The organism is Pedobacter superstes, assembly GCF_037622515.1.
Taxonomy (GTDB): domain Bacteria; phylum Bacteroidota; class Bacteroidia; order Sphingobacteriales; family Sphingobacteriaceae; genus Paradesertivirga; species Paradesertivirga superstes.
Genome location: NZ_JBBJCN010000008.1, coordinates 55,396 through 72,995, shown reverse-complemented (window position 1 = coordinate 72,995; position 17,600 = coordinate 55,396). Strand labels below are relative to the sequence as shown.

General features: G+C 42.5%; 6 protein-coding genes. 4 read left to right on the top strand and 2 right to left on the bottom strand.

What is annotated here, in order from left to right; all coding sequences use genetic code 11:
- Nucleotides 1-68 precede the first annotated feature (68 nt).
- Nucleotides 69-2,912, top strand: coding sequence for a response regulator (locus WG906_RS17305; protein WP_339994097.1), 2,844 nt, complete (start codon nucleotides 69-71; stop codon nucleotides 2,910-2,912).
- Nucleotides 2,913-3,303: 391 nt separating this feature from the next.
- On the opposite strand, the gene WG906_RS17300 is transcribed toward WG906_RS17305, so the two are convergent.
- Nucleotides 3,304-4,545: a multidrug effflux MFS transporter gene (locus WG906_RS17300; protein WP_339994096.1), complete on the bottom strand. Its 1,242-nt coding sequence runs from the start codon at nucleotides 4,543-4,545 to the stop codon at nucleotides 3,304-3,306.
- Nucleotides 4,546-5,310: 765 nt separating this feature from the next.
- On the opposite strand from WG906_RS17300, the gene WG906_RS17295 reads away from it, so the two are divergent.
- Nucleotides 5,311-6,477 (top strand): FIST signal transduction protein, encoded by a 1,167-nt coding sequence (locus WG906_RS17295; RefSeq protein WP_339994095.1) that lies wholly within the window; start codon nucleotides 5,311-5,313, stop codon nucleotides 6,475-6,477.
- A complete protein-coding gene (locus WG906_RS17290; RefSeq protein WP_339994094.1) occupies nucleotides 6,477-7,691 on the top strand; it encodes a sensor histidine kinase in 1,215 nt (404 codons plus the stop codon). Before WG906_RS17295 ends, WG906_RS17290 begins: the two co-directional genes overlap by 1 nt.
- 378 nt (nucleotides 7,692-8,069) lie before the next feature.
- Here the strand turns inward: WG906_RS17290 and WG906_RS17285 are convergent, their stop codons facing one another.
- Nucleotides 8,070-13,394 carry a glycoside hydrolase family 98 domain-containing protein gene (locus WG906_RS17285; protein ID WP_339994093.1) on the bottom strand — a complete coding sequence of 1,775 codons (5,325 nt, stop codon included), beginning with the start codon at nucleotides 13,392-13,394 and terminating at the stop codon, nucleotides 8,070-8,072.
- Between the two features lie 823 nt (nucleotides 13,395-14,217).
- Here WG906_RS17285 and WG906_RS17280 point away from each other — a divergent pair.
- Entirely contained in the window at nucleotides 14,218-16,770 is a 2,553-nt protein-coding gene (locus WG906_RS17280) for a glycosyl hydrolase 115 family protein (protein WP_339994092.1), read from the top strand.
- Nucleotides 16,771-17,600 lie beyond the last annotated feature (830 nt).

Sequence of the window (17,600 nt, the reverse complement as noted above, 5' to 3'; positions counted from 1 at the left end):
AAGGAATTTTAGAACCTAAAGCGAATTAAATCGTAACAGGGCTGAGTTATAACTGGCCTTTCTGTAGTATGTCAAAACTTGATTTTCTTAATATGATTGCAGCCCCGGAATTTTTTTCAATATTTAAATTATCTCCCACTCCACTACTCATATTATCTACTGAATCAACCATCTTCCCTGTTCTGGCAAGCACTACCTGTTTTCAAAATATTTTAGGCATTGACGATTCGCAGATAGTATCAGCCAGTGTTTTTGAGGTATTATCGGACCTGACGGCTGAGAATGATAAGTGGCTGGAGCGGTTAAGGAAATCATTACTAAAGGTGCTGAAAGACAAGGCAGAGAATGAGATGGAGATGATAGCGTTTCAAGCCCGCATTTCTGATTCTATAACACCAGGTGAATGGTATTGGATACCTAAGAATATTCCGGTTTTGGATGAAGATGGGGAGGTGAAGTATATACTTCACTCTTTAACCGATGTTACCGAAAGAGAAACTTCAAGGAAAAAGGAAAAAATTGCTGGTCAGGAGTTGCTTAGAAGTCATAACGAATACCAATCGCTTTTTGAGCATAATCCAAACGCAGTTTTCGCATTCGATCTTAAGGGTAACTTCGTCAAAGTTAATAAGGGCGCGGCGGCTTTAGCGGAAACTACGGTGGAAGAATTGCTAAAAATATCGTTCCATTGTTTATTGAACCCCGCTGATTTGCCGGGAATACTTGAACATTTCGAGGCTGCTGCAACAGGCAGTGCTCAATCCTATTACGTTGACATTATAACTTTTAAGCAAAATAAAAGGAGCCTTCGCGTTACGAACCTTCCGATAATTATTGATGGGGAAATTATCGGCGTTTACGGCATGGCCAACGATATAACTCCTCAAAGGGAAGTAGAATCAGCGCTATCAGAAACTAACAACAGGTATGATCTGGCTACAAAAGCCACAAATGAGGCTATCTGGGATTGGGATTTGAAAACCCAGCAGGTATTTAGAGGCGAAGGCTTTAAAACCCTGTTTGGCTATGACAGCCTGGACGGGAAATGGACTGACTTTATACATGCAGATGATAAAATGGAAGTTTATGATGAAATCAGGAGACTTGTAAAGCCGGGGACCATTACCCGTTGGTCAAAAGAATACAGGGTTATAAAAGGAGACGGATCTTTTTGCTATGTCATCGATAAAGGCTTTGTGATAAGAGACAATAATGGCGAAGCTTTGCGAATGGTTGGCGCAATTGCCGATATTACAAAGTCAAAAATTTTAGAGCAGGAAAAGAACAAGCTGCTGGCAGAATTACAGCTGCAGACTGTTGAACTAAAAGCACAGGCTGATGAACTGATGAGAAATTCGGTGACCGAACAGACTTTGAGGTTAGCTGCGGAAAACGCTAACAAGGCAAAGAGTACCTTTTTGGCTACTATGAGTCACGAAATCCGGACTCCGATGAACGGTATTTTGGGGATGGCTTCGTTAATTTCAAACACCGAGCTGACTGAAGAGCAGCGAGAACATGTTGACATCATAAAAAAGAGTGGCGAAGCGTTGCTTTCAATCATTAACGATATTCTTGATTTTTCTAAGATCGAGTCGGGGAGTATGGAACTTAACAAGGCAGATTTCGAGTTATGCATATGTATTGATGATGTGTTCGACCTGTTTGCAGAAATCACAAACTCTGAAGGTGTTAGGCTAATGTACTATGTACATCCTGAGGTGCCCGAAAATGTGAAAGGGGATTCACTTCGGCTTCGTCAGGTACTCATAAATCTAATTGGCAATGCGGTAAAATTCACCAAACAGGGCGAGGTGCTGCTGGAGGTTTTTGTAACTGAGGAATCTGATTCAGGTGTGCAGCTGGGGTTTACTGTAAAGGACTCAGGTATCGGAATTTCGCGAGAGAAACTCGGACGCTTATTTAAACCATTTTCTCAGGTTGACGGCTCGACAACCAGGGACTTTGGAGGTACGGGTTTGGGCCTGGTTATTTCTCAACGTCTAATAAAATTAATGGGCGGCAGTATTTCAGTGATCAGTGAAGTGGGTAAAGGCACTTCGTTTTACTTTGACGTAGCACTGGAAATAAATTCGACAACTTCGCATGCGGAGCTGAATTCGGATGGCTGCAAGGGTAAAAAAGTACTGATTATTGATGATAACCTATGCAGCCAGTCAGTTTTGAGCAAACAGTTGACAGATTGGAAGGCTTTTCCTGTCACAGTATCTGCCACTGCCGAGGCAGTTCAACTATTGCAGGGTGCGGATATTTATAATCTCATCTTGTATGATAAGCAGATGCCGGGGCTTGACGAACTTGTAAAGAGAGTCGCAGATACCGGGCGTAATATCCCTATCGTTCTGTTAAGTTCGGACGCCAAAGGATCAAAAGCGAAATTTGGTAACTTACTTTATGACATTATTGCTAAACCTATCAAACGCAGTGTGTTACAAGAAGCTGTATGTTCAGCCTTATTGAAAAGTGAAAAACAGATAAAGCCATATGTGAGAAAGGAGTTAAGCTTAGCCGGGGAATTTGCCAGTCAGTATCCCCTGCGGATCCTGGTTGCAGAAGATAATTTGATAAACCAGAAAGTCATCATGAAGATATTGAGCAAACTAGGGTATGATGCCGACCTGGTAGCCAACGGACAAGAAGCTGTTGAAAAGTTCGCAACCAGGTTCTACGATGTTATATTGATGGATTTACAGATGCCGCTTTTGGATGGTATTGAGGCAACAAAAGCGATTCGGCGTACTTTCGCAGAACAGCCGGTTATCATTGCTCTGACAGCAAACGCTATGAGGGAAGACAGTGAGTTGTGTTTCGCAGCAGGGATGAATGAGTATCTGACAAAGCCAATTGAAATAGAATCACTTAAGTTCGTTTTGTCCTTAGTTAAGGAATAACATTTATTTTTTTAGCAGCGAACATTCGATGTACAAATATTCAGTTAATTTAGTCGCAGTAAACGGTGATATCTTTCTATATCTAAAACTCAATTAAGACTTCTTTTGGTCCCGTTTTAAGGCTGCAATACCATTAATACAGATCGTAAATTCTCAATCTATCGAACGTAACTTTACTTAATCATTATCAAAGATGATTGAGCAATCAGAACCTCAGAAGTCGCGCAAAAGCGCGGCGAAATTTGATTGTTTCTTATTTAAAGAATATTGATTTGGCTTGTAATTAAATTTATCTCGTTAATAAGGGTCCTTTCTACAGCTTTACTCCTTTGTTGGTGTCTCCATCAAAGACACCAGCCAGGGCGTAAACACCAACCAGGCATGGTAAAACCTAATACTTTTCAATTTGCTCAAAAGCTTGCTCTTCCACATCCACAATTCTCGATTTATAATCTAAGCGTTTACGGCCCATACTCAGAATAATCAAACCTAATAATGCACAGCCCGCCATAACTCCGGTCATAGGTAAGGTAGTGCCATTATTGATCAGTCCCACGAAGGCAGAAGCCAAGGCACCAAAGCCCATTTGCAGAGCTCCCATTAAGGCTGATGCGCTACCTGCTTCGCGTGTAAAAGGGGCCAGCGAAAGAGCCGATGAATTAGGAAAGCTAAAGCCCTGGCAACTCAGGAACAGGAATATCAAGCCGATGGTGGTATAGATATTGAGCCAATCTAAATAACTTCCCAAAAACAGAGCCAGTCCGATAGTGGTTTGAACAAGCAAAACAGTTTTGATGATTTGAGAACTATCATACTTTCTAAGCATCACATTATTGAGCTGACTACAGGTGATAAGACCTGCGGCAATTAATCCAAAGATCCAGCCATATTGTTGTTCGGTAACCTTGTAAATATTCATGAAAACAAAGGGCGAACCAGCCAGGTAAGCAAATAAGCCCGCGGCTGCAACAGCTCCGGAGAATGCATAGGTGAAAAACTGTGGTTGTTTTAACACAAACAGGAAGTTAGTGATAATGGGTTTAGGGCGGAGAGACATGGACCGATCGGGCTGTTTGCTTTCGGGCAGGAGGAAGATGACCAGAACCAGTAACAGGGCCGCAATAATAGCGAGCACGATAAATACAGCGTGCCAGCCTAAAACCGCAATCACAAAACTTCCCACTGTAGGGGCGATGATTGGTGACACTCCCAATATGAGGATTAATAAAGAGAAAACCCTGGCGTTTTCGTTGGCCGGGAAAGAATCACGTACAATGGCTCCAGGCGCCACCATGCATACACAACCGCCCAGGGCCTGGAGGAATCGTAGTCCAATTAAAACCTCGACAGAAGTTGCCAGAGCACAACCAAAGGAGGCGATGATGTAGATAACCAATCCAAGATACAAGGGCTTTTTCCTGCCAAAGCGGTCGAGCAAAGGGCCGCAAATGAGCTGGCCGATACAAATGCCTATAAAAAAACTGGATAGCGAGTAAGAGACCTGGTCAACAGATGTATTTAGATCAGCGGCTATGGTAGGGAAGCCGGGCAAATACATGTCGATAGAAAAAGGCCCTAAAGCTGAAAGCAACCCTAAAATCAATATCAGTAAGGAGCGGGGCGTTTTCTTCATTTAATTTTTCTTTGTTTACCTGTGCAAGATAAGACGAATGCCTTACCTTCTGTTTTAAAAAATGGATTTATAAAGATTTGATTTCTCTTTTCGGCGCGGCGGAACTAATCGTTAGAATTCAGGTGTTGTTAAGCCGCGACAGAATTCTCCCTGTAGTTTCAGAACCATTAGTTGATGTTTTTTCTATCGGAAGTTTAGCCTTCAATTTCCATAAAAATTTCCTTGTACAAGGAATTCAGGTCATATCTTTGACTTCCCGCGAAAGCGAGGTGTTAAAACTTCTATGCCAGTATAGCGAGACGCCACGACCAGTGCGGGACACCAACAAAGGGTAAACCCTTATTGGTGTGGGAATAATGTATTCAGATGTAACAGCTCAGGAGCCCGTATTGGTTGTTCAATTAATTGTATTCTTAGTGATCTGGGTAATTCTATATACAAGAATGAAAAACGTGCGAGTAGGAAAAATAAGGCTCCATTAGTGCAGGAATGACAGGAAGGAAAGCTCTTGTGAATTGATGCAAAACAAAAGCCTGGCTCAGATAAATCAGGCTTTTATTGTTTATAGTGTACTAGCCCCTAAAAAACTGAACTAATTTAGAACCTTAAATTAGGGAATCATGAAAAAGAAGCAAGGTCGACCTTCAATCGGACATTCGGAAAATTTTAGGCAAGTTTAATTAAAAGACCGGTGACTTTTTGAAACAAAGAATCCAGCAGTATGTTTAGAGGGGAAATTCTTAACATTTTTTCACGTATATATACATGACTCGATCTGCAGTAGTTTTTACCAAATTAAATGACGGTGCTAATGCCGGACGAGAACTTGGACAAAAAATCAAAGACAATTTCGATGAGGTGATTCCCGACGTTGTAATTGTATTTGCATCTTCAATATATGATTATTCAGCTTTTCTAAATGCATTGAAAAAAAGCTGTAATCCTAAAGTGATTGTGGGAAGTTCCTCTGCAGGTGAATTTACTTCTAACGATTTCGGGACCGATTCTGCGTGTGCTGTGGCCATTCAGTCAACTGATTTGAAATTCACGGCTGGAGTTGCGCAGGGAATCAAGGAAGATCGGGTCCGTGTTGCAGAAAAACTGAGTGGAAGTTTGACGGACATACACGACTCTCAGTATCAATATTATTCTGCCATGATTTTCGCAGATGCCTTGTCGGGATATACCGACGAATTAATTGATCTCTTGACTGAAAAAACAGTAGGCAAGTATCAGTTTTTCGGTGGCGGAGCCGGTGATAACGCAAACTTTCAGCGTACACATATATTTCACGATACAAACGCTTACCCCGATTCGGCGGTGATCTTAGAAATTTTGTCTAATAAGCCAATTGGAGTAGGAGCGGCACATGGCTGGAGGCCCGTAGGTGAGAAGATGCGTGTAACCGAATCCGATGGAATGACATTGGTAAGCTTAAACGCACGTCCGGCTATAGAAGTATTTCTCGAACATGCGAAGGTTACCGGACAGCATTTAGATGTAGATCAACCTATTCCCTTTTTTTTACATAATATCATCGGTATAGAAATAGCCGGAGACCATAAACTTCGGGTTCCCTTAGCAGTACTTCCGGAGGGGGCGATTGCTATGGCCAGTGATGTACCCAATGGGGTCTATGTAAGTTTTATGGCAACAGATAATAGTTGCTCGCAGGAAGCAGCAATGCTTGCCGCGAAAAATGCCATTGAGCAGATTGGGGATCATAAGCCCAATGTGGCTTTGTTCTTTGATTGTGTGGCTACCAGGCTCAGAATGGGTAAAACCTTCGATTTTGAACTGAATCAGGTAAAGGAAACCCTAAACGGGGTAAACTATGCTGGTTGTAACACGTATGGTCAAGTGGCGAGAGTTAACGGACAGTTTAGCGGGTTTCAAAATTGTACAGCAGTAGTATGCGTGATTCCTGAATAATGATACTAGAGCTAATCTCGGGATTAAGCGAAAGCTTTGATCGTATGCACTCTGCTTCGAAATTGGCAGCATACTTCGGTGGCAGCAGTCTTATAATATTTATAAGGGACCCTGAAATTAATATCCTTTTACCAGCTCCGGGTTTCCAGCAAACCATTCCGGATGGAAAAGAATGGTATAGTTTTCTGGATAAGACCGTTGCACAGGAGTTTCATACAGGAACGTTGCCTTTTCCCGACAAAGCTTCCTTGCAACCTGCTGTGGGAATAGCCGGTCCTTCTCATTCTGCTGTAGTTTTATTGGGCGGACAGCCTTGTGAAACTGACCTGACCGGCTTGAAAGAGATCTTACCAATTCTGATATCACTGTTTAAGAAGGAGCAGGAATTGATGAGCGCCCGAATACGCACCGAGCTGGCTGAAAAAACGGCTGCCAAAGCAGAGAAATTGGCTAATACCATAGACTTGATGCGATTGAATCTCAATGATGCATTGATAAAGCAGGAAAAGGACAGAAAAGATATTGAGGTGTTGATGAGAAAAAAAGACGAGTTCATGGATGTAGCTAGTCACGAGCTTAAGACGCCCTTAACTTCCATGAAGGCTTATCTGCAAATTCTTCAAAGATCAATTACAAGAGGTGATAACGGACATGCAATCCGTTTTGTAGAACACGCAAACACACAGGTTGACAGATTAACTGCTTTAGTGAACGATCTTTTGGATGTAAGTAAAATTCAGGCCGGGCAGATGTTATATAATTTTAGCGAATTTGATATTAGCGAAGTGATAAATGAGGTTGTTTCACAAATACAAGTTGGTGTTTCTACACACAAAGTGATCGTCGAAAACAATATTCCTGCAATTATTAATAGCGATCGCCAACGTTTAGAGCAAGTGATCGGAAACTTTTTGTCAAATGCTATTAAATACTCACCGGAAGCAGATAAAGTACTTGTGTCAACAGCTTTGGATAAGGGAAATGTACGTATAACGATAACAGATTTTGGCATTGGGATACCAGCAGAAATGCAAGCGCTGGTGTTTGATCGGTTCTACCGCGTTCAAAGTTCCTCGCAAAAGTTTCCGGGACTGGGTATCGGACTATATATTTCTGCAGAAATCATCAAACGACATGGCGGACATGTTGGTGTAAATAGTGATAAACAGGGTACACGATTTTACTTTGAAATCCCAATAGTAGTAAGGCCCTAATCATTTTGGGCTTGAGTTTCAATTTTACCACAGGCCCTGAAACCAGAGCTTAGAAACGGCGTTGCTGAATAGAGTCTCCAATCCCATACACTCATCAGAAACTTCTTCCAAACCTTCAATCCTGCTGAATTCTAGAAGGGCATCACGGACTCACCATTATGTTTTATGGTCTAGAGCATTCACCGTCAACTTTGGAAGTACGCAACGATCATGTTAGATGTAGCCCTTCAATAGATAAATTCCACAAAGTTGGTGGCAAGCGTTAGACTTAAGAATCTGCGAGGACTCAGTAAAAAAAATAAAAGTAAAGGGGGTTAAGATGATAAAAAGCTGCCGGGATTCAACCGGCAGCTTTTTTTCGCTCATACATGTAAGCCCTTAATGTTTCAAGATTTTAAAAGTTTTTACGTCATCTCCAATGACTTTTAGCAGATAGATGCCTGCTTTGAGAGTCTCTACGTTTAATGAAACTGAACTTTCGCCTTTTATAGCATGTTGCAACACAGTTTGCCCGATTGAATTCATAATCACTATTTGGCGTACATTTCTTGTTTCAGAAACCAAATCTATTTGAAGTTGGTGTTGCACAGGATTTGGATAAACAGCAATTGATGGCTGAAAATCAACAGGCTGGTACAAAATAGGGCTAACAATACTTATCGCTGCAGGCCCGCTGCTACACAGGCCTAACCTACAACCATGTTTAATATGAGCAAGCGCCGCGGTTTTTGAGATATTAATTAGTTCTCCATTGTGGCAAATGTTGACTTTGTCGGCAATTGTGATATTAACTGTTTTTGAGTCACTCAAATTTAGTCCGTCACTTACTTTCACTTCCAGAGAATAAGACATGGTATTGAAATGAATTGTTTCCGGATAAGCAAGAGTAATTAGTCCGGTAGCTGCATCAATAGCGAACGCGGACATACCTGTTCCCCCTGTAATGGTCCAGTTCTGGATTGTGCTGAATCCCGGCTGATTGATATCGTCAGCATCCGAAGCTGTTAATGTTCCTATGATATTGTTCGAACTTCCGTCAATAGCAAAGCTCTCCGGCGTCGCGATAACAGGTGTATTGTCATTTTCATTGCTTAAATTAATTGTCAGGCTTCCTTCAAGGCTCTCTTTTTTTCCGTCAGTTACTTTAACCTTTATAATATATGAGGTAAGACTTTCGAAGTCTAAGGCAGCACCTTCTGATAATCTCACTGCCCCCAGAGAGTCTATTGTAAAAACAGATGCTCCGGTGCCTCCACTTATCTGCCAGGCTAATTTGGAGTAACCTGATTGGTTTATGTCGTCTGCATCGATAACACTGGCCTGGAACAAGATTGTCTGACTGGTTGCTCTTTCGCTAATAGAATAATCTTGAGAAGCGATTACAGGTGTATTGTCGTTTTCGTTTGTGATGTTAATCGTAATTGTGTCTTCACTGCTATGTAATATACCATCGCTAACCCTGACTGTTAATGAGTGAAAGGTGCTGCTTTCGAAGTCGAGAATCGCACCCTCTGCGACCTTAATGGAGCCGCTGGCAGAATCGATAGTAAATGAAGGCATACCTGTTCCTCCTGTAATCTGCCAGCTCTTCACTACAGTGCCAGCATTGGCATCGCTTGCCGATACTGTACCCACAGGGGTGCCAGGACTTGCGTTTTCGTTGATAGTAAACGATTGAGAAGGAGCAATAACAGGAGCCTGGTTTGCTTGAGCCAAGCTATCTAACTCTTTTACTGTAAAACTTTGGTTGGAATTTCCAAAGACGAATTTATCGAGCTGCAGGCCGTTTTCTCTTGCTCCAATTTGAAAGGTTTGACTCAGCTCTCCCATAGGAACGCTGAACGATACAGGAGCCTCTCCTCCGCTAAATTTTGAAACATTAATCCATTTCCATACACCGGCGCCGGTGGTTCCGGCATTTGCCACCACATCGTTTAGGGCAGTATAACCTACTCCTGCTAAGTTGTTGCAGGTGACCCATTCATTGTTGTCCGCTGCAGGGTTTTTAGTGCCAAATCCTTTGCCATAATAATAGCTATCATCATTTGCAGCCCCGGGGCCTACCCAGATTTTAGCGTATAAATCGTAGCTGCCCGGCTTTTCAAAAGAGACAGTACAGGTAATTACTTTAGAGCTGTTACCCGGAAAGGCTGTGTTTAAAACATCTGTTTTCGCAGTCATATAGGTTACATTCTGTGCTGATGCTGTTTCCCAATCCGAACCCGGTGCTCCGGATTCTGCCTGAACGAGCACGGCGGTTTTTAACATAAGCCGGACAACGGTACTATAGGTCTCTGCTCCATTTGTATGAATTGCCTTGATTTTGTAAAAGTTTGTATCGGCGCTGAGTGCATTATCAAGATTGACATAGTAGCTGTCGCCTGTATTGTTTGCATTAGCCGTATAAAGAGTGTTGAAATTAAGGCCATCCGTACTTTTAAGGATTTCATACCGCAATAGATTTTGTTCTTCGGTTACCCTCCAGTCTACCTGAATCTGTGAACTGTTTTTTTGAACAGCATCAACAGATACAAATGCAAAAGGGAAGGATCGTTTAGACAGATAAATTTTATCAATATTGATCATTGCGCCCGAAGCATTAGCTTTCAGTTCCACGGTATTGCCCTGCCCAGCGTTAAGGCTCACCTTTTGTGTATAAACCGCCCAGGTGCTGTCGTTAACTGTGGCAGGGAAAGTGGGAGTGTTTACTTTGGCGCCATTTACCAGTACGTCAACTTTGGATACATTTCCGAGGGCGGCAGAGTACCTGATGTCTAAAGCATAAGTACCGGCTGTGTCCACATTAATGACCTGGAACTTAACAGAAGAAGATGAAGAGGTTGTGCTTGAGAATTTGACGAATCCTGTACCATGATATCTTTTAGGATTGGTGCCAGTAGCAGCAGGGGCAGTTATAATTGCACCTTCAGCTTCATATTGTTTTTCGCCAGTATAAGCCATTGGCTGAAGGGGTGAACTTGGAGTTGAAACGTTCGGCGCAGTACCTCTGTCTGTAGCGCTTCCGGCACAGTCGATTGTTAGATCTACCGGGCCATTATGACTGATGCTTAAGGTGAAAATTCCGTTGGCCCAGGTCGCGTTTGCGATACTCGCTCTATGACTTCCTCTTTCGCTAAGCGCATAGGAGGGCTGGCTGGTACTGCCATATATCTTTATCACACTGGTGCGAAAGGTGCCATCGGTAGGATTGACTGCAAATTGTGGCAGGATGGTATTCTGTAAGGTATACCAGGAAAAATCGTTAGGATATTCTGTCCAAAGCTGATTTTTGTCTGTCCTGTAATTATTAAGGTATACCTGAAGCTTATTTCCGGATTCGTTTATGACGCTAAAGGTGTGTGCGGGATAGGAAAGGGCGATACTGTCGCAGGTGTTGTATTTTAAAGGGATGGAAGCTGTGGTAACAACATCCTTATTAATCCATGGATTATAAGAATATAAGCTGTTCTCCAGCCTGCTCACGAACATATCGCCCTTATATTCGGAAGGGTAAAGGCTGTTAAATTCATCTATTTTTTGTTGTTCATTGGGCCAGCGGGTTTTGTATTGTGATTTTTTTACAAGGCTTGCCCCCGAAAATAGTGAGGTTTCATAAGCATCTCCCGAAAATAACTGAGGAATAGGCGCGTAGCGACCGGTCTTTTTGAACCATGTTCTGTTGGTTTTCAACGAACCATCCATAGCATACAGGCCCGAAAAAAGCGAATCGGTGGTATTCACATCTACATCGTTAACGAATGCCACTTTAGTTCTGGCGGCTACCTCATTTACAGTGGGAATTCGAATGGTTCCATCTAAAACTTTTCGGAATACATCCGCAACCATATTGTTAAAAGCAGGTAAACGATGGGGGCCAAATAAGGTAGACATCCAGGGAACCTCGGGCCCATCAATAACAGTAGCGCCGGATAACATTAAATGTTCAACTATCGGTACTCCCATAACAGCTTCGGGGCATCCAAAAACAGAACGATTTCCATCAGCATTACGGTCTCCAACTGTTTCCGGTCCAAATACCTGTCCTCTGCCAGACCATCCCCATGAATACTGATCGTACCGGATAGCGTAATTGCCGGCATGACCAGATAAGAAGGCTCCTAAAGCTCCGCTTTCGTTATCGTAATAAGCCCATGAGCTGGTAAACTTATTGCCGAAAATCATATTTTCTTTGTACACCCTGGTGGCATTTGCGAACTCGGCACTTGTTTTGAACTTTGATACAGAATTAAAGGGAGCATTGGACAGAGAAAAGCTGTCATTCACATACAGGTAACCTCCGTATTTGTGGCTCATAGCCAATAAATTGGTAAACAGGTTCAATCGTGAAGAGAAGGTGCTGGAATTAAATCCCCAGGCCTGTTCGCAGAAGTTATATCCTATGAAATTGGGGTATTTCTTATAAAGTGACTCGTATGTAGTTAAAGCAGTATCAGAAGGGAAAGAGTTTTCTATACCGCTACTTGGCTGAACCATTGCCCAGATACCGTTTTGTGCGCATGTATTTAACCATGATTCTGCAGTTTCGTAACCCCGGTGCGAGCCGAGGACACTTGTCGACATGGAGAGATTTATTACCACGAAGGGGCGAATATCTTCTGGAATCAGATCAATAACCTGTTGCGGTTGATGAGCCCATACATCCGCATGTATTAACCACATGGGGCTGGTTGGTGAAAGAGGGCGTCTCATTGCCGCTAAAGGCATTTCAGGGTTACTATTAATCGTAAATGCGAAAGCATCCGACACGGCTCCGCGATAATTCGCATCCGCGGCAACACTGGCCACTACCTGATAAGTGCCTGCAAGCACAGGAGGTTTGGAGGAAGGTCCGTAAACGGAAGATCCTGTTCCGGAATAAGCATAGGTAATTGGACCTGTCGATCCCTGAACTATCGCCGTCGGCCCTTGCGGCGTGCCGTTGTAAAGATAACTTGAACTACCTGTTATTGTTATTGTTGAATTGGCCAAGGTGGTGGATTTGAATTTGATATCGTCGTAACAGTATTGTCCGGCACCACTTCCAATACCATATACCAGTTGAGTCGTTCCGGCAGAATATAGATTTGCAGGATCTGTATAGCTTGCTCCGGTAACAAAGGTTACTCCATCCGTTGAGTACTCAAATTTGAGTACATTGTCTGTAACGGAAGCCCGAAACCAACAAGCTTTGTTAATACCGAAGCCGGATATTGTTACTGCACCACTATTTCTCAGGTCCGAAATTCCTGATGCCGAAGAGTGAAGTATCCTGAAATTAACAGAACCGGTAGTTCCATTATTCTGTACCATGAAATAATATCCCCGTTTCATTCCAGTGGCATAAGCTCCGACTCCGCTTCCCCGTAACAAGAAACCTTTTTTATAACTGGTATTGCCCTGCGTAACATATTCTTTCCATGTTATGCTATAGTCAGAGCCAGCCGGAAAAGAGCTTAGGTTTGTTACACCTGTGGCATTAGGAGAACCCACTGTCTTCGGACGGAGCAATGGCGTATTGTTGGCTACACCATTATCTGTGGGAGTTGTAAGAGATACTACTTCGACCGTCCCCGATAACTGTTCGATGCCATTTAAAGGCTGCGCTGAGTTGAAATCGTAAATGAATTCGGTTTGAGAAAATGCCCCATGGTAATAAAGCATGGACATTGTTGCTGCAATAATACATCGTAAAAAATTGTTCATAATTGTATGGTTTAAAAATGGAATTGAAGTGGAGGCGCATCCTGCAATTATCTGGTTTTAGGTTTAATTGCGTTGTGGGGGACAGCCTACCAGGCAACAATCAAAATTACCCCGCTGAGAACAAAAGGAATAACACACTTCGTTGTATTTGTAGAACGAATGTTTTTTATGTTGACCGCATCGCGATTTGTTGATTCTAAAGAAACAAGGTCAGCTCTCCAGTGTCAGAAGCAACAATCTCAAAGGTCCATCTCCGGGAGTTCAATATTCAATAAGCTATTTTATCTGTTAGGCCAGGAGTGAGAAGTATTGATTTGATGAAATACCAGTAGCGGTTGCGGGGCTTAATAATTAGGCTTACTCAAGAGCAGAATATCTCAAAATGCAAGAGCCCGACAACGGATTGTTTTCTAAAAGGACCGTTCTGAGATAGTGTTCGAGCGGCCTAAATTATGATTATGCCGGATAGGGGGACATTTGATCTATCAATCTAAACATTTGTGCGCTTCTCGTTTCTTCCTTAAGTATACCTTTGCATCATAATATAATGCTATGATTTTCCTGTATTTCAATTCCAATTAAAATCATGCTCAATTATGATTATACACTTTTCAGCGATGCTGATAAGTGAATACAACAATGTGCACACAATCGCTTAGAATTATGTGTTAAACGAGGTTTTTGTTTCGATGCGGGAGTTTTGAGCCGGGGGTGTGCACTATACTTTGAGGTCACAGACACAGAAAATCGAAAATGCAGCCGGGAGAATGATTGCTTTTGGCACTGTTCAATAATACAAAGTTTAGATTCATTAGAATTAAGTATGAAAATTAAATTAATCCTTACTATAGCAGTTTTATTCCTGTGGAATTATTCAAGTGCTCAGCCTGTCGCAACACGTGTGATCGGTCTGCCACAATATATCGAGGTGCTGCCATCTGCGCGGGGTTTTGAAATTGCGAAGAATGGAAATTCGGCGACCATTTACCTCGATGGTAACGAATGGGCTGGTGTAATACGGGCGGCAGGTGATCTTAGCGACGATATTCGGAAGGTTTCTGGCATAGCTTCCCGCGTTGTAACCGGAGGAAGCCCGGCTAAGGGAAGTATTATTGTTGGCACCATTGGTAAAAGTAAGCTGATCGATAGGCTAATCAGCGACAAGAAGATTGATGTTTCCCGCATCCAGGGACAGTGGGAGTCCTATTTAATCCAAACCGTAGGTGATAACCTCATTGTAGCAGGTAGTGATAAACGGGGTGCTATCTTTGGGATTTATGATATTTCAGAAAAAATAGGAGTTTCTCCATGGTATTGGTGGGCGGACGTACCGGTTCTACAAAATAAAACGCTGGTTGTTAAACCGGGAGTTTATATACAGGAATCTCCGAAAGTAAAATACCGCGGCATCTTCCTGAATGACGAACACCCTGCTTTAGCAAATTGGGTGAAAAATTCATTCGGAACCAATTACGGCAACCATAAATTTTATGGACACGTCTTTGAATTGATTCTTCGCCTGAAAGCAAATTATTTGTGGCCTGCCATGTGGGCCTGGGCGTTTTACCAGGATGATCCGAAAAATAGTGAATTGGCTAAGGAAATGGGAGTGGTTATCGGAACCTCTCACCATGAACCGATGGCCAGAAACCATCAGGAATGGAGCCGTAAAAGAGATGAATTCGGAGCATGGAATTATGCCACCAATCAAAAGGTAATTGACGACTTTTTTCGTGAAGGCATAGTGAGGATTAAAGGGACCGAAGACATAGTGACTATCGGAATGCGGGGAGACGGAGACGAACCCATGTCTGAAGAAAGTAATGTTGGGCTTTTGGAATCGATTGTCAAAAATCAACGAAAGATCATCGAAGATGTAACCAAAAAGCCGGCTAAGGAAACCCCTCAGGTATGGGCCCTATATAAAGAGGTACTGGATTATTATGAGGCGGGCATGCGTGTGCCGGACGATGTTATCATGCTGCTTTGCGACGATAACTGGGGAAACGTAAGACGCTTGCCCAATGAAGACGAGCGGAAACATAAGGGAGGATGGGGAATGTATTACCATGTGGACTATGTTGGTGCTCCGCGCAATTACAAATGGCTGAACGTAAGTCCGATACAAAACATATGGGAGCAAATGCAACTCACTTACGATTATGGAGTTGATAAACTTTGGGTGCTTAATGTGGGCGATTTAAAGCCAATGGAGTATCCGATTACCCTGTTTCTGGATATGGCCTGGGATCCGGAACGCTTCACTGTTGAAAGTTTATTGACCCATACGCGCCAATTTTGTGCTCAACAGTTTGGCCAAAGCCATTCTGATGAAGCTATGCGCATTTTAAATCTTTACAGTAAGTATGCAGGAAGGGTAACTCCCGAAATGCTGGACAGGAATACATATAACCTTGAAACAGGAGAATGGAAACAAGTCTCCGATGAGTATCTTAAACTTGAAGTTGAAGCTTTAAGACAGTATATGGCTTTGGAACCTCAGTATAGAGATGCTTATAAACAAATAATTCTCTTTCCTGTTCAGGCAATGGCCAACCTTTATGAAATGTATTACGCCCAGGCAATGAACCATAAGCTTTTTGCTGATAAAAACCCTGCAGCGAATTTTTGGGCAGAGAAAGTAGAACAGACCTTCGGACGTGATTCTTTGTTAACTTACGATTATAACAACGTAATGTCTGGTGGGAAGTGGAAACATATGATGGATCAAAAACATATAGGATACACTTCATGGAACGACAATTTTCCTAAAAATATAATGCCGCAGGTATATCGTATAAAAAATGCAGAGGAAGCAACCGGCAGCTATGTGTTTTCGGCTGATAAAGGCTATGTGTCAATCGAAGCCGAGCACTTTTATGACCGCAGGAATGCACCCGGCGCCAAGTGGACGATTATTCCGTTTATGGGACGCACGTTAAGTGGTGTTGCGGTTATGCCTTACTCTAAGCCAACAACAAACGCTGCAATTTCTTACAAGATGAAATTGCCAAAAGATGTACGTTCAGCCGATGTCTATATCGTTGTGAAGTCGACCCTGGCTTTTCATGATAAAAGCGGACATAGATATAAGGTGGGCTTTAAAGGAGGGAGCGAACAAGTGATCAATTTTAATTCGGACCTAAATGAAGATAGAAAAAATGTCTATACGGTTTTCTACCCAACGGTTGCAAGGCGGGTGGTGGAGAAAATGGTTAAGCTTGATATTCCGGCTACGGATGACGGGGCTCAGCTGCTTACTATAGCCCCTTTAGACCCGGGGATTGTCTTTGAGAAAATTGTAGTCGATTTTGGAGGGTATAAAAAGTCTTATCTTTTCATGGAAGAATCTCCGAATAAACGGGAAGGAAACTAAGATTTCAAGCGATCTGTCTAACTGTTGTGAATGGTGCTGTAATAATGTCAATTACCGCCAGCATTCATTTCGACGGGAGGGGGAATTTAAAACGATTCTCTTACGCCAGCCTGCGGATCGATGGCAATATTACATGCCTTGTTTGTTGTTTCCGTTATAGGAAGAATCTAAAGCGCTCAGCCTGCGAATCAAGAGCTGTTTTCCTGTCGTAGAGAGATGTCGAAGTGAATTAAGGTAGAATGGCAAACAGGAATTAAAGCCTTTTATGCCCAGCTATAAAAAAATCGCCCCCGGGTTGGGGCGATATATAACCAATTTTAAAAGGAGAGACTTTTTTATAGATATCTCTGTATCTTTTTGTATAGCAAAGGTAGTGGAGTGAGGGGGGGGCAGCCTGCCTTCATCGAGCAAATAATTAGCACGTTTGTTCAATAAAAACCTGATTTCTCGTAAAATAAACAATCAGAATTTTATAACTTCATTTAGCTTTTTAAGCTGAAGACTGGTGTCGTCCAGCCATAGCTGTCGAACAAATGCAATGGACCATTCAAGTTGGGATGGGTAAGGGTGTTTATTGGACAATGCTCGCCTGCAACCTACACTAAAATGGGAATACCTCTTGCCATTAAGCTCCTTAACATCCGGCAGATCTTCTTTTTTACCGCTTACCTGATATTGCAGGCGCTCCGGGTTAAGCAATAAGTATACCTAATAATTCTCAATACATCCGGTAAAAGCACTCTGCTTTGATTCAGGTGCCCGTTTTTATTTAAAATAAGGGCGTAATCGAACGTATATAACATGATATTGAACATTTGTTCTTAGAGGCT

Bases quoted from the DNA above. Each gene is read 5' to 3' on its own strand.
- WG906_RS17305 (WP_339994097.1), top strand. From the start codon at position 69: ATGTCAAAACTTGATTTTCTTAATATGATTGCAGCCCCGGAATTTTTT.
- WG906_RS17295 (WP_339994095.1), top strand. From the start codon at position 5,311: ATGACTCGATCTGCAGTAGTTTTTACCAAATTAAATGACGGTGCTAAT.
- WG906_RS17290 (WP_339994094.1), top strand. From the start codon at position 6,477: ATGATACTAGAGCTAATCTCGGGATTAAGCGAAAGCTTTGATCGTATG.
- WG906_RS17280 (WP_339994092.1), top strand. From the start codon at position 14,218: ATGAAAATTAAATTAATCCTTACTATAGCAGTTTTATTCCTGTGGAAT.
- WG906_RS17285 (WP_339994093.1), bottom strand. From the start codon at position 13,394: ATGAACAATTTTTTACGATGTATTATTGCAGCAACAATGTCCATGCTT.
- WG906_RS17300 (WP_339994096.1), bottom strand. From the start codon at position 4,545: ATGAAGAAAACGCCCCGCTCCTTACTGATATTGATTTTAGGGTTGCTT.